The 15,435-nt window shown below is 45.6% G+C and carries 9 protein-coding genes; 8 read left to right on the forward strand and 1 reads right to left on the reverse strand.

The window, feature by feature from the left end:
- The first annotated feature begins 11 nt into the window (after positions 1–11).
- From AACL30_RS15390 to AACL30_RS15405, 4 genes are all read left to right on the forward strand, one after another.
- Positions 12–137 carry a hypothetical protein gene (locus AACL30_RS15390; RefSeq protein WP_339057242.1) on the forward strand — a complete coding sequence of 42 codons (126 nt, stop codon included), beginning with the start codon at positions 12–14 and terminating at the stop codon, positions 135–137.
- A gap of 24 nt (positions 138–161) precedes the next feature.
- On the forward strand, positions 162–905 hold the full coding sequence (locus AACL30_RS15395) for a YebC/PmpR family DNA-binding transcriptional regulator (RefSeq protein WP_339057243.1): 744 nt from the start codon (positions 162–164) through the stop codon (positions 903–905).
- A gap of 532 nt (positions 906–1,437) precedes the next feature.
- A complete protein-coding gene (locus AACL30_RS15400; RefSeq protein ID WP_339057244.1) occupies positions 1,438–2,010 on the forward strand; it encodes a hypothetical protein in 573 nt (190 codons plus the stop codon).
- A gap of 494 nt (positions 2,011–2,504) precedes the next feature.
- Positions 2,505–12,215: a C80 family cysteine peptidase gene (locus tag AACL30_RS15405; protein WP_339057245.1), complete on the forward strand. Its 9,711-nt coding sequence runs from the start codon at positions 2,505–2,507 to the stop codon at positions 12,213–12,215.
- Here AACL30_RS15405 and AACL30_RS15410 read toward each other — a convergent pair.
- Positions 12,159–12,308 (reverse strand): hypothetical protein, encoded by a 150-nt coding sequence (locus AACL30_RS15410; RefSeq protein ID WP_339057246.1) that lies wholly within the window; start codon positions 12,306–12,308, stop codon positions 12,159–12,161. The two genes, AACL30_RS15405 and AACL30_RS15410, sit on opposite strands and share 57 nt — an antisense overlap.
- Here AACL30_RS15410 and istA point away from each other — a divergent pair.
- The 4 genes from istA to AACL30_RS15430 all read left to right on the forward strand — a co-directional run bounded on the left by istA (position 12,307) and on the right by AACL30_RS15430 (position 15,403).
- On the forward strand, positions 12,307–13,485 hold the full coding sequence (gene istA / locus AACL30_RS15415; protein ID WP_339056344.1) for an IS21 family transposase: 1,179 nt from the start codon (positions 12,307–12,309) through the stop codon (positions 13,483–13,485). The genes AACL30_RS15410 and istA overlap by 2 nt on opposite strands.
- Positions 13,482–14,279 (forward strand): IS21-like element helper ATPase IstB, encoded by a 798-nt coding sequence (gene istB, locus AACL30_RS15420; RefSeq protein ID WP_339058365.1) that lies wholly within the window; start codon positions 13,482–13,484, stop codon positions 14,277–14,279. The genes istA and istB overlap by 4 nt, the downstream gene beginning before the upstream one ends.
- A gap of 55 nt (positions 14,280–14,334) precedes the next feature.
- The gene (locus tag AACL30_RS15425; RefSeq protein ID WP_339058500.1) at positions 14,335–14,835 is read left to right on the forward strand and encodes an IS3 family transposase; all 501 of its coding nucleotides are present in this window, start codon (positions 14,335–14,337) and stop codon (positions 14,833–14,835) included.
- A 187-nt stretch (positions 14,836–15,022) separates the two neighbouring features.
- Complete coding sequence (locus tag AACL30_RS15430) at positions 15,023–15,403, forward strand: IS110 family transposase (protein ID WP_339057247.1); 381 nt, start codon at positions 15,023–15,025, stop codon at positions 15,401–15,403.
- Positions 15,404–15,435: the final 32 nt, after the last annotated feature.

Below are 15,435 nucleotides of genomic sequence, written 5' to 3' on the forward strand. Positions count from 1 at the left end.
CATTATACCCAATGGATTTCGAGTTACGGCAAGGCAGCCAGGGGGGGAGACCGATGAGCGTAGATAGACTATGTGATTCGGCGAGCACCCGCAGCCAACAAAGCCGTAACTTGAAAGGCGAAGGGTATAAATCTTAAATAAAATGATTTTGGGAGATTCCTATGGCCGGTCATAGCAAATGGGCGAATACCAAACACCGTAAGGCAGCCCAAGATGCAAAACGTGGAAAAATTTTCACCAAAATTATTCGTGAGCTCGTGACTGCGGCTAGACTCGGCGGCGGTGATCCGGCGGCTAATCCTCGTTTGCGCGCGGCGATTGATAAAGCATTATCCAATAATATGACCCGCGATACACTGAATCGAGCCGTTGCTCGCGGGGTGGGTAATGACGAAGAAAATAATATGGAAACCATCCTTTATGAAGGCTACGCCCCTGGAGGGATAGCGGTGATGGTTGAATGTTTAAGCGATAACCGTAATCGTACGGTATCGGAAGTCCGTCATGCTTTCACTAAAACGGGGGGTAATTTGGGTACAGACGGCTCGGTATCTTATCTATTCAACAAAAAAGGCGTTATTAGTTATGCTCCAGGTCTGGAAGAAGAAAAGATGATGGACTGCGCATTAGCCGTGGGTGCTGCTGATATTGAAGTTTATGACGACGGTGCTATTGATGTTTTCACCACCCCGGAAACGTTTGGCGCGGTGAAGGACGCCTTAGATGCCGAGGGTTTTATCGCACAACAGGCTGAAGTTGCTTTGATTCCTGCTATCACAGTTGATTTAGATGCAGCAACGGCGCCCAAATTATTACGGTTAATCGATATGCTAGAAGAATCAGACGATGTGCAAGAGGTTTATCACAATGGTGAAATCTCTGATGAAGTGGCCGCTACCTTATAATTAGATTTCTTGCATAACCTACTGCGTGGCGTGAATTCTGCGTTACGCGGTGCTCACATATTCATGTACACTGCGGTTGTTGTGCTCCGGGCGCTATATAACGTATTGAGATCATATGTATAACTTTAATTGGATGTAATATTAATACCCCAATTATTTTGAGAATATGGGTATGCAGAAAAATTTGCTTTTTACAATCATCATATCGATCCTAATTAATACGGCATATGCCACTATTGAGAATAAAAAAGTATTTTCCAATAACAATTAATAAAATAGTGCCTAGAATTAATAGTTGTTCCGACGTAAAGGATATATAAAAGAAAAGCGGTTTAATAGTTCCTTTATTAACTGTGGACGTTAATAGTAGGATATTTAGCCTAAAAATTGGGATGATTTTTCAACATTATTTGCTTATCCTGATGAAATTTATTAAGTTATTTATACAACAAATGTAGTTTCCCTAGTATTTATGACGAAGAGGTGTTTAGGTTATTCACTTCTTCCATGGAGCCCTACGGCACAATTAATTTTGTTGAATGAAACAGTAGTTATTAAAAAAGGGAGAATTTTATTAATGAATAGATATACGAGAAATATTTTAGCCTGTACCGCTGCCATTGTAGCATTGACTAGCACTAGCCATGCCTCACCGCTTAAGAGTTCTTGTCCAGCAGTTAAGGACATAACGGAGATAAAGAACGAAACTGACAAACGCATTGATTACACGGCAATGATAGATGGAAACCTATGGATCAGTTATCATCGTCAGGCCAATATAGGTGATCTAAAAAAGAGGGGAGTTACCCTCAATGCAGTGAGCATTGAAGATAAAAAAGTCCAATGTTACTACCAATCGAAGGAGCCGAATAAAATGGGAATGACCCTGGTTTTAGCAGACCTTTCGGTGCAGCCATTACCACCGCTTCCCCCGTTCCCGTCGTTACAAACTTTACAGCCTTTCGCATTAAGCTCCGGTCAGGCATGGAAACCGGATGCTAAGGATAAAGAGATACAAGACTGTATCGAACAGGATCCTGCTCGTTGTAAGTTTAATATTTACTATGTTACCCCTGGTTACTTAGCTGATTTCGATAAAAGCTAATCTTCTAAAATTAAGTACAAGTTGAAGATGGGCAAACAGAGCTGTATTAGACTCAATTTGGTATTTGATGTTGGATAAGCACGGTTTACTACCAAACCGTGCCTTTCTTTGATGAGCTCTCTTCCGCAGAATACGCATTATCATAAAAGAGTTATTTCGCTTTTGGGGATGTTTTTCGCTACCAATATTTGCAATCTATTTTACATTGAAGGCCACAGGCTATTTTAGTTAACCTTGCACTAAAAACCCTCCGGCTGCCTCTGCAGCCTTTTTTATTTTTTGGGAGCCTATACCCAATGAATTTCGAGTTACGGCAAGGCGGCATATTCCCTTCGTCTTTGAAGTTGCCTTCGGCTGCCAGGGCGACCGACCGATTAGAAATTGGTAATTAACGGAAATACAAAAAAAGAAAATTTAATGTGACAGCACCACCTTATGGCTAAAAAATTAATTAAGTATGATAAGAAACATTTTTACTTAGGAATATCGTTATCATGGATGAACCTCTGGCAACAATAGCTGCCCAGCCACACACTGAACTAACATCAAAAACATGGCATTTCGTTTGGTTAGCCAAGCTAAATAATATACAACAGGGCTATATAAAAACTTACGCTAACAGCAACGGCGATAATAATGGTGACACCGTCAAGGTTTGGTACAACCCCACAGCACTGTTGGCTTATGAATTAGCTCAACAGATAAAAGATTTCGTCTCCAAAGATCATCTTATTGGTGAAAGTGATTGGATTGATAAGGTAACTCAACTACAAAATAAGGCGGCCGATAAAATAATTCAGGCTATTGATAATAATAAAATATTTGATCAGGCTGCATCAGATTTTATTTGTAATCAATTAGGCGGATCACGAAAAAGACTAGAACGCATTATCCGCGAAAACCAGGCATCTTTTGACGATTTCATCACACAGAGTGGCTCAAACTACGGCCTAGCAGATATTAATACTTGGTTGCATCAAGAAGAAATATACCCTTCGCCTTTGAAGTTGCCGCTAGGCGGACAGGGTGACCGACCGATGAGCGTAGACAACTACGTGATTCAGCGAATACCCACAGCCAACAACGCGGCGGCTTCAAAAGCGAAGGGTATAGACAAAAAAGTTTACTACCAACGATTATGCCAACGTTTATTTAATGATGTTGATCCGATGATACCCTTTGTTGGCAAGCCATCGGATCAATTTAATGCCAATCCCGTCGAAGAGCAAAAAACCGCCTGGCGAAGCCTTATAGCCAGTGATTTAAATGATAAGTTTCAGCAAGTGATGTCCCGAGCTACCTTATCAAAGCTCTCATCTGTACCCTATAAAAGTGTAGGGACATCATATCAAAACATTCTCTCTTCCCTTGATAAGCTCCATCAACTCCAAGGTAGCGAACGCGTCGACACCGCTTTTACCCTAAAAAGCCAAATCCAAGCTTATTTGGACAAACATGTGGATTCTCCTCGTAATCCGGTTTTTTTACAGCTGGAAACACAAATTAATCAAGCACTTTTTAACGCTACTATCAAGCCTCATCAGGTGCAGGCAATAAACCAGCTGGCCATAAGCCAGCCCGCACTGGCGAGCCAGCTTTATCATTCAGCCTTTAACGAAGCACAGGGTTATCTCCCAGGGGTAACCGATTTGATGATTCGCTGGATAGAAACAGATCCTTACTTACGGCCGATGCCAGGTTTTACCGAAACAGTACCAGACAATCAGCTTTTGGGTTTTGTTGCCACCTTTCATCTAAAGCTAAACACGGAAGGTTTTTCTAAATTTAAGCGGTTGTTGTTACAGGCGCAGCAGCAGGATCCAGATGTAATGCGTAAAGTGTTTTTGGAAGAAAGCACGAAAACGGTGCATCTTGGCTATACCTATGAGCAATTAAGTGAGTTCAAAAATTTAAGACACAGTACCCCCACACAAGAAGTTGCTGAATTCATAAGTAAATTCGTTAAAAAATCGATGGAAAATAGCAATTTTATTGGGCAAAATGCCGAATTCATACTGGCTAAATTCGGCAATAAAAATAGCATCCTCAGGTTACAAAAAGCACGTTTAGCGCACATGGTTAAAATCTATCAAAGTAGTCAAAATACCGATATCTCGGCCTGGGATGCGCAATATTCCGGTACTGCACTTGAAAGCTTGAATCAACAGCTTACAGATAAAAACCTTGATCAACAGCTGACGCTGCTGCTTGAAAATCGTAGGGGTCTTCTTGTTAGTGAAATTCATGGTAGTGATGAAAACGGTCGACGTTTTATTACTGAGCATATGGAGGCACTAAAAAGACGAGGTGTCACTACCATTGGTTTGGAGCACCTGAGAAAAGAATGGGCACAACCACTCATCGATAACTATCTGCGGACGGGGACTCTCTCTGGCGATTTAAAAGTGATGGTGGAAAATCACTCTTTGCAAGCCTTATTTACCGCAGCGCATAAACTGCAGATGAAGATAATTGCACTAGATGCAGACAGTACCGTCCTCCCGATCCTCTCTAATGGACAAGGATTGATGTACCGAGCAGCTGCAGCAAATAATGTGGCAGTGGCAACATTAGATCAGTTGCCCTCCAGTGAAAAATTCATCGCGATCTATGGTGGGGCGCATTTGCGATCGCATCGAGGAATAAACCGTTTTTTACCGGGGATTTCTCACCGTCTGGGATTACCGGCGCTGAAAGTCGACGCGCAGAATAATTTTAGCGTCCAGGCAGACGATTTAACTCAACGCACCGTTTACGTTGACAGGAATCAAATAGAAATAACACCCTTGCCCGCGCTCAACCATTCCTTTGCTCTATCTGATGATCTCACCGGTAAAATTATCAACAAGGATAGTGATTCAATCACGATTAAGGTCATGGTAAAACAAGACCAGCAAGTGACCATTCAGCTCCCCATTAGCAATAATTTGAACGAGGTGATCGACACCCTGAACTCCCCTTCTCATTTAAAACGCATTATTAATAGTCCCCATGATAGTTTTTTGCGAATGATTGCGATTGGAGAGGGAAAAATGGCGTTCAGTGATGATAAAGCCAATATCTTATCCTCCTGGGGAATGACAAAATTTACCGATCCCCGGCAATTCGCAAAAATGCAACAACAGGGAAATATCAATACTCCCTTTAAATTCATTATCCACACAGCATCATTCGATCATTTGATTAATCGAACCGGAATTTTCTCGCCGTATGCACAAGAAAACATGCAGATATGGGATGTTATTTCAGCAAGTGTCATTTCAGACAAGAAGCCGTACAGCTATCGATCTGTCGGTGTGATACTGGAAGTACCAGAGCAGAATATATTGGCGATTTCCAGTGAAGATTTAATGAGTGAACTCAGCACTGGAGTACCCGATAGAGTAGAACACCAAGAGGAACGGGATAGAATTCGAAGGATGGAGCCTCAGCAACGTAATGGTTTGCTCTCTGCCGAAATTTTGCATCTCAATGCAAATAAAAATAGCGTAACGCCAGATGAAATACTCAGAAAAACCACTGGAGCTAGAAATGAAGTCGTAGTTGCATTACGCCCCGATGTCAATATTCATGCAGGATTACCCGTGACTGCTCCAGTCAAGATCAAAGCATTATTTCTGATGGATACCGAGCCCTCTAGCTATAATGCTGAGGCTTCAGATCAGCCAATAATGTCAAAGGGTGAAAAATATAATACTTTTATCCGTCATGCGCCTGTCGTTGCTGAAGCTATGGGGATCCCTATCCTCTTTATCAATGGAAAAGCAGACATTGCTGATCCTGTGCCCACCCTATCCTCTCTCTCTGGGTCGCTAACACCAACCACTAGCCCAGCGGTTAATGATCACCTCCGTAATGTGCATACCTGGAAAAAACCACCCATTATCACGGCGCAAAAGGGAGGGGAAAGCAATTATGATGGTCAAGTCACTATTCAGCTTGAGGATAATGAAATCGTTCTCCAATCAGCGGTAGATCTGGCGAGAAAACATCCGAACGCTGTGTTAATTCAGCAAGATGCTAAGGGCAATTATCGCCTGATCTCTGGTGTCCCACAAAAACTGCATGGCAACCTACGCTGGCAACTCGTCGGCCACGGTAACCCATCTCGTCTGGCAAAACGAACAGCAAAAGAGCTGGCAAAAGACCTTATACAACTTCGTGAAGATATAAAAAGGGACTATGGCGTTGATATTTTACCCAAGCGCATCTCTTTAGTGGGTTGTAAACTGATCAATGTTGAAACACTGACCGGTTTTGCCACAAGTTTTGCTTATGCTATGGAAAAGGTGGGTATTCGTACTGAGGTAGCCGCTCGCTCAACTACGGTAGTAGTGAATTCCAGGGATCGCGCCCACTACCGTCATGGTGATGCCTACTATGTGGGGCGTGGTCATAAACTCAATCCTACGGTGCCGGAGGGAAATGACCTGGTTCCTAAAGAAATTGCTAATCATAAGGTGGTGCTAAGCTGGAATGCACGAAATCAGTTAATACGGGAATCTCAGCCTATTCGTCTGAAACGTACAGCGACCCTGATGGATGCTTTAGCTTTAGGTGAAATAAAATACAATGAACTTAATAGCCTCGAACACGCTGACCTCAAAGACGCCTTCCAGAGACCAGATGAGCAACTGGATGTTGAAAAATTGGTGCTAACGCTGCGTGATGAAGCGCGTTTGCAGGAATGGCATAAGAATAATGAGCAGTTGTTACACCACCTTGAACGGCATGACGCCCCGACAGCATTACAAAGAGAGGATGTTTTAGCACAGCATCAACATTGGCATCGTCGCCAGCAACAGAACGCTTACGACTTTTATCAGCTAGGTGCAGAGGAAAATGAGGCACGAATAAAGGTTAAAACACGTTTAGTGTTACCAGGGTGCTGTGCCAGAGGACAGGGAGTCAATACACAGCGGGATGCCACGGTATTGGGTCTGGCTTGGCTTAATGCCAAAAATTCATCGCTAGTCGGTGATGCTGACCCCTTTATTGATGGGTTGAATGCGTATACGGAAAGTCGTGAAAAAAAAGTCAGTCGCCTGGTGCCAGGCAGTGAAGCGGAGGCAGCCGACGGGCTACACCGCCAGTTTGAGCAGTTAAAAGCCGATCCCGCCATCAGGGTCAACAATAAAGCTATCTTTACGCTGCTCAACCTCAAACAAACACAGCATTTTTTTAATACGGCGTCAGTGTCAGGCAATTACCTGTTAAAGGGTCAGTATCATTCCGTGATGTTGACTATTCGACAACAGGGATCGCGCTACCGCTGTTCGCTTTATGATCCCTATGTCGGCGTTGTCGATTTCAGCACGAAAACGCCTGCCACCCGTTGTACCACGTTACAAACTTTGCTGAATAACTATTTACAATCAAAGCAAAGTTCCGGCCAGACCCGCGCCCAAGAGTACGGTATCAGGCAAGACGCCGGGGGCTATCGGTTTGACATCTATCGGGTGGATCCTCATCAAGCCAGTACCCTTCTCCCCTCACTGACGCTGTGGCAAAAATCACTGGGTGATTTTGCTACCAAGCAGCAGCACTCACTGCCTGTTACACTTGCCGGCGTCACCCTGAACCTGAAAACGCTGCTTGATATGGGCGCGACCGTTAATGATATCAGCCTGTTACCTAAGCACCTTCAGGAAAATAATCTGCTGGCAAAACTCCGTTTTCAGCCTGAACACTTACATCATTTTCTATCGAACCTGGATGCCAGCCAGCCGTTTGCGCAGCAGGCTGTCTTCTTGTTAAGAAAAAGAATCGAACTCACCGAAAACCGCTTATTGACCTTTGAGCCATTACGCGATCAAAAAGAGTATAGGTCTTCACAAAACGCCTTGAAGTTACTCAAAATCGTACGGAAGCATGTCAGGCTTAAGGGGGGCGAAAATTATCAAATAGCGCCGACACTGTGGTCTTTATTACGCCCGCGTCCCCTGTCAGAGCGTATCAATATCGCGACGAATCGTTTGTCTATGGGGATGCAAACCCTGGGTTACATCGTGGGGGTGGTGACGATAGCGAAATATAACCGCCTGCTACGCGATGTTAGATTGTCTGATGAACAGAAAAAAGAGATTGGATCCGAGCGAAATCGGGTATTGGCTTCTCTTACTTACAATGGCATCGCGGATCCATTACAAGTGGCATTGGCTAAAGCCTATCCGTCGGTGGCGCGCCAGGCAGCGATGTACCGCAGTAGCAAATTGCCGCATTTTTCTTCCCGGGCGGCAAAGTTAGGTTTCAAGCTAAAATATTCTATGGTCAAATTTGGCGGGGCGGGATTAAGCCTGGGCGGTGCTGTTTTTGATATTTATGAGGCTTACCATGCCTTTAACAAGCTAAGTACTGAAACGAACGCAGAAGCGCGGCAGGATCTTATCGTCAGCGGTGCCCTCTCGACGGTCAGTGCGGTGATCGGGATTGCGACTAGCCTGGCCTTTCTGGCCGGCGCCAGCGCGGCGGCGATAGCAGGTCCGGTCGGTATCGTGCTGAGTGCCGCCCTGATGCTGGCAGGGGCAATCTATTCCGCGGTGCGTCAAATTGAAGAAATAGAAAAATATATCCGCTTGAATACCGCTGAAAAATGGGAAAATGGCTGGAGAGTCTTTTGGGGAATGTACGCCACGAAGGATGTACAGGGACGTGTCGCAGAACGCACGGATAAACCCGCCTTTCGTGACGGTCATAACGCATTTTTATTTAGCTATGGTTATCAACAGCTGTTAACAAATCCCACTATGCATAGTTATTTTTATAGTCTTGGCGATTTTGATTTAGAAAGGCATTCTTTTCAGGAAATCGTGGCTGAACGTAAAAATGTTTTTGGCAAGCTCATCAGTAGCAGACTACTGGTTGCGGGGCTTCGTAAAGAACAGGTCACGAAAGAGAGTGGAAAGCATCGATTAACATTAGCCCTGGATGAGGTGATGTTGGTGCGTGACAGCGGTCAGTATTATTACACCCCCGGGGCGATTAAGGGGGTTAATGATACCTTTATTGCTGATCGACCGGATATCGACTACGTACAAACGATGGCGCATAACCAGGCTCAGGCTTACGCTGAAAATGAAACCGAAAAAACGGAGTATAAAAAAACGGCAGTAGCCAACGCGATCGCCGTACGATTAGGCTACCCCAATGCGAGAGCACAAGCCAAGGCGCGGGCTAAAGCCCAGGCACCCACCCTGGCAAGGACGCGTTATAGCGACTGGAGTCAAATTAATTTATATGGGCTTATCTCCCCTCGGAGCGTGGACTCCTACAAGGCTGATGCCGAGGCCGAAGCCCGGGCTGAAGTCAATGCTGAGAACAGCATTTATCAACAGTTGATACAAGCGGCCGAGCGTGAACTGAAGCGCGCGCCAGAAGCCTACCGGCAGTTAATCGAAGAAGCGCGCCTTCATATTTATAACCAAGCCTACCAGGAAAAGTATCGCACGGTTATCACCTCCCTGTTCCCCGGCAGTGTGAAAATGGTGGCGCGCGCCCCCGCATCGGGTCAATCAAACCAAGTGGTGTTTGATTTTAGGGAGGGTAATGATTCAGCTATCGGTTATCAGCATAAAAAAAATATCTTTCTCGGCGGTGCCGGCAGGAAAAACTATACTGGGGGGGCATTAGCCGATGTTTTTTACCTGGGCAGCCGAGCAGCCGAGGGCACGGTATTGCCGGATGCCAGCCTGAGCAGCTATTTTGATGGCGGGGATTCCGATGAAGATACGCTGGTTATTGACGCGACGCCCGCCGGGATAAGTGGTTATCACGTTGATTTGAATAGCGGAAAAATTTACTACCAGCCTTTGCAGGGTGAGCGGATCCTGGCCGCGAATATTCGTCATATTGAGCATATTAATGGACATACTGAACGCAATGATGTCCTAATAGGTAATAGCGGTAACAATCGGCTCAATGGTCGGGGGGGAAGTGATACCCTGTACGGCGAAGCCGGCGATGATATTTTACTTTTAGAGGCCGGTTTCGCTTATGGTGGCATAGGGCATGATAGCTACACCATTTTGCAAAATTCACGCTCGATAAACGTTCAGGTCACGTTGAATGACAGTCAAGCCGGGGAGGTAGAGACGCCCTCGGAAGACAGCAGTGTCATACTGGATTACGATGTTAAGGATATTCATTCCATTACACTCCGTCGGTGTGTGAACCCGTCAGACGGCAGTCGATATCAGTTAGCCATCCGGTTAAAAAATGCCAATGGCACCCAAACCTATCTTTTTTTACAGGATGCCTATGTGCTTTCTGACGATAATCAACGACTGCATTTGGCTAATCGCTATAACCTGATAACACGTGACGGGGTTTACCTTAATGCGGATGGTTGGCCACCGGTGATAGAAAAACAAGCCGATGGGGGGTGGCAGTTGCCCTCCCCGCTTCCTGTGCGTTACCTGTCTAGCGCTGATAGAAGTGCTGATTTATCCGGCTCGTCGCAAAAGCGGGTGCAGTTGCTGCAAGATAACGGTGAGCAAAAAGGAAAAATCCGCGTTAATGATCGTGACAGGCTGCTGCCACACTTTATGCGACTCCTGTTGATAGATACGGCTTTTAACGACAGGATAACCGGCGATCACACCGAAAATATGCTCTACAGTTTTGGCGGTGATGATCACCTCAAAGGGGGCGCCGGCAGTGATGTCTATAACCTGTATCATGACGCTGATAGCGTCAGACATATCGTGATCGATAATGAAGATACCGATGGCGCTCCCCAGCTGGATGTGGTGATGCTCCACTCGCGCTCTCTCGATCAATTAACGCAGGAGAGGGAAAATGACGATTTGGTTTTAAAGGAGACGGCTCCCCGTAGCCGCCCTGAAAATAGGGGCACTGTTCGCCTCCGTCATTTTTTTCAGCATACCCGTTATCGTCATATCGCGATTATCGATAAAGAGGATGAGGCTTATCTCCTGGAGACTGACGAACAGAATAAACCGGTTTTTTATCGTTTATCTCTTGACGAAAAAGGGCATCTGAAGCGTGGTATAAAACAGCAAACCCCGCAAGGCACGTCGGGCAAGGATGTCATCGTCTTGACCGGTGCGATGGCATTGGCCAATAATCGTTTTGACGCGCTGGCAGGGGATGATGAGATCACCGATAAGAGTCACGGCGATCGTACTATTTTCGGTGGCGCCGGCAATGATATTTTACTCGCCGGGGCGGATCAGCGCGGCGCAAAAACCTTCTACGGTGAAGCGGGAAATGATCAGCTTTATGGTGGCAAAGAGAGCGATCAGCTCTTTGGCGGTAGCGGTAACGATACGCTAAAGGGGAACGGCGGAGACGATCACCTTTATGGCGGGGCGGGTGATGATACCTATTTATATACCCTGGGGGATGGCAATGATGTTATTGACGATGTAGAAGGTCGTAATACCCTGAAGTTATGGGGGGATATCAGGGTAGATAAGCTACGTTTACGTCAGTTAGATAATCATTTACGCCTTATTTTTGTCGGGTTAGATAGCAATGGCAATGATGATGAACGCCGTTATCTCACGATTAAAGGGCAAGAAAACGCGCGTCATAGCGTCACTCCGCGCCCTGTTTTTGCGATGAACCAGGTTGAGATAGCGGGAAAATCCTACACCCTGGATGCGCTGTGGGCACTTTCTTCACTACAGCGTGATGGCGACGCAGGAGACAATAAGCTTACCGGCGGTGTCGGGGATGATCAGCTTAATGGTTATGCGGGGCAGGATACCCTGTTTGGGTTTGCGGGAAGGGATATCCTCAGAGGGGGTAGCGGAAATGACAAACTTTATGGCGGATCGGGAGAGGATATCCTCTTTGGTGACGACGACGATGACTGGATGTGGGGGGATGGCGATATAGACAGGCTGCATGGCGGCTTGGGAGACGATATTCTTTTTGGCGGCGCGGGCGATGATAGCCTGTATGGTGATGAAGGCAATGATGATCTCTCGGGTGATAATGGCAACGATTATCTCTTTGGTGGCACAGGTGCCGATAGGCTCTTTGGTGGTGATGGCAACGATACACTCAGTGGCGACACCGGAGATGATCAGCTGTATGGGGGTAATGGCGACGATCATCTCTCTGGGGGTTTAGGAAACGATAAACTCATTGGTGGCGCCGGTAACGATAGACTCGAAGGGGGCTTAGGAGACGATCAATACCATTACACCTGGGGGGATGGTGAGGACTGTCAGCGCTAATGATAAAAGACCGTAAATTGCTAATTTAATTTGTCCACTCAAGCCAGAATGCAGTTTCCTTTGTGGTGACAAAGCCATGAGGGAAATAAGCATGCTAAGAAGAGAGGACCACTACATGATAAAACAACGCCATCAACAGGGGGCATTTATTGTTGATATTGCCCATCAGATAGGGTGTTCAGAAAAAACGGTGAGACGGCACATTAGCTATCCTGCGCCGCCAACAGCAAAACGCGGTAAAAAACAGGTTGCTAAACTCGAGCCCTTTAAAGACTACATCGATTCAAGGTTGAGTGAACAGGTTTGGAATGCGGCGGTTATTTTTGAGGAAATCCGTGAAAAAGGCTACCGGGGTGGGAGTGCGATGCTCCGACGTTATATACATCCCAAACGTCCGCTCAGGGCCTCGAAAAACACGGTACGCTTTGAAACCCTCCCCGGTTATCAACTTCAACACGATTGGGGAGAAATCATCGTTGAGGTGGCAGGCTCTGCCTGTACGGTTAATTTTGCCGTTAATACGCTCGGTTTTTCGCGTCGCTTTCATGTCTTTGCTGCCCCTAAGCAAGATGCTGAGCACACGTATGAATCGCTGGTTCGCAGCTTCAATTACTTCGGTGGCAGCGTAAAAAATGTCTTGGTAGATAACCAAAAAGCCGCTGTTATCAAACATGGACAAAATGGCCACATCGAGTTCAATGCGGGCTTCCTGCAACTGGCTAATCACTATGGGTTTAGCCCTCGCGCCTGTAAGCCTTATCGACCGCAAACGAAAGGCAAAACCGAACGGATGGTGGGCTATGTTAAACACAATTTTTTCACTCGCTACCGTCAGTTTGAGAGTTTCGCTCATGTTAATCAACTGCTAGCGATGTGGCTGGCGAAAGTGGCAGACCAGCGTCATCTTCGTCAATTCAAGCAGACACCGGAAAATCGTTTTGCTGAGGAAAAAATAGCCTTGATGCCACTCCCTGCGACTGATTTCGATACCAGCTACTTCGACCTACGACAAGTGGCATGGGACAGCTATATCGATGTCAGAGGTAATCGCTATAGCGTGCCTTCATTCTGGTGTGGTCGTGCGGTTAATATTCGTATCGGTTTAGATAATACGCTACGTATTTACGGCGATGAGCAACTGCTCGCGACGCATCTCTTGCAGGAGGTAACGCAGGGCTGGCAAAAGGTGCCAGAACATCATCAAGCCCTTTGGCAACAGGTCAATCGAGTAGCGTCTCGTTCGCTCAGTGTGTATGAGGAGCTACTCTGATGGAAATGGAAAACTTGTTGATACGGTTAAAAATGGATTACCTGGGCGATGCGTTGGAGAGTTTATGTGAAGAAGCCACCAAGAAAGCACTGAACTACCGTGAATTTCTCCAGCAGGCATTAGCCCAGGAATGGAACGGGCGTCACCAAAAAGGCTTGGAATCGCGGTTAAAACAAGCACGTTTGCCGTGGATAAAAACCTTGGAGCAATTTGACTTTACTTTCCAACCAAGTATAGACAGGAAAATTATCCGCGAGCTGGCGGGGCTGAGGTTTGTCGAACATCATGAAAACGTCATTTTGTTAGGCCCACCTGGGGTAGGGAAAACGCATTTGGCGATAGCGCTGGCTGTCAAGGCAGCTACAGCTGGGCATCGGGTATTGTTTATGCCTCTGGATAGACTCTGCTGTACCTTAATGAAGGCAAAGCAAGAAAACCGTCTGGAACGCCAACTTCAGCAACTGTGCTATGCCAGGGTATTAATACTGGATGAAATCGGGTATTTACCGATGAATCGCGAAGAAGCTAGCCTATTTTTCAGGTTATTGAGCCGTCGTTATGAAAAGGCGAGCATCATTCTCACATCAAATAAAAGTTTTACTGATTGGGGGGACGTATTCGGTGATCACATTTTAGCAACTGCGATTTTAGACAGGCTTTTACATCATTCAACCACATTGAATATTAAAGGAGAAAGCTATCGACTCAAAAATAAACGCAAAGCAGGCATGTTGCCTATAAAAACGACTGATATTATCCAGGCGCCTGGAATAGAAACCCAACAGGAAAATTAGCAAAAACTGGACATTTTAAAGTAGCAAAAAGTGGTCAATCTAAAGTAGCGTTGACATTACTCAGAGAGAGGAGGTATGGACAACGGATATCACCTATGTTTGGACTTATGAAGGCTGGATGTATTTAGCGGTGGTGATGGACTTATACTCGCGCCAAATAATCGGTTGGGCAATGGCAGCCCACATGAAGACAGCACTGTGTGTACAAGCTCTCCAGATGGCTTACTGGCGCAGAAAACCTCCAAAAGGGTTGCTCCATCACTCAGATAGAGGCAGCCAATATACCCGCCATCAGTATCGTGCCCATTTGCAAGTGATGGGTGTGCAAGCCAGTATGAGTGGTAAAGGGCAAGGTTGGGATAACGCACCAACAGAACGTTTTTTTCGGAGCTTGAAATATGAATACTTGAATTATGAAATACTTAAAACCCGTAATGATGCCAAGTTAGGGGGGCTGGATTATTTAGCCTATTACAATAGTAGAAGACCACATAGTCTACTCGCTTATTTTTCACCCATGGAATTTGAGCGTATACCTGTAATCAATTTGTCTTAAAAATGTGTCTGGGTTTACTTGACCACTACAAGCTTCTCCTAGCACATTAAAGTCAAACTTTGCGGGTGAGCTAAAGCCCTCTGTTTCACCTTTCACGCCAGCATAAACATTGAACGGTTACCAAGAGCATTGACTCTGCATGTACAAGGTAAATAGGCGTGATGGTTTCTATGAGAGGAGAGAGCAAATGATGTTTCATATCGGTATCGATGTCAGTAAATTAAAATTAGATATCTGCCTATTATCTGAAGGAGTTAAAGGAAAACAAAAACATAAATCTTTAGCCAATAATTGCCAATCAGTCACACAACTCTGCCAGTGGCTACAAAAGCAAGCGGTCACTCATGAGCAAGTCAGAATAATCATGGAAGCCACGGGTATTTATCATGAATCCTTGCTTTATACGCTTCATCAGGCAGGGTTCCACGTTTCACTGGCAAACCCTCAGCGGGTGAAAAATTTTGCCAAAGGTATGGGGGTACTGACCAAAAATGATCAGGTCGATGTTCTTGATGACATTTTCTGTCTCTTCTATAGTATGGCTAGATCACGTCTCCCTATTTTTTGAGATACTTATGCGACTTATCACTCGTACGATTA

It is taken from the genome of Candidatus Regiella endosymbiont of Tuberolachnus salignus, assembly GCF_964020115.1.
Lineage (GTDB): Bacteria > Pseudomonadota > Gammaproteobacteria > Enterobacterales > Enterobacteriaceae > Regiella > Regiella insecticola.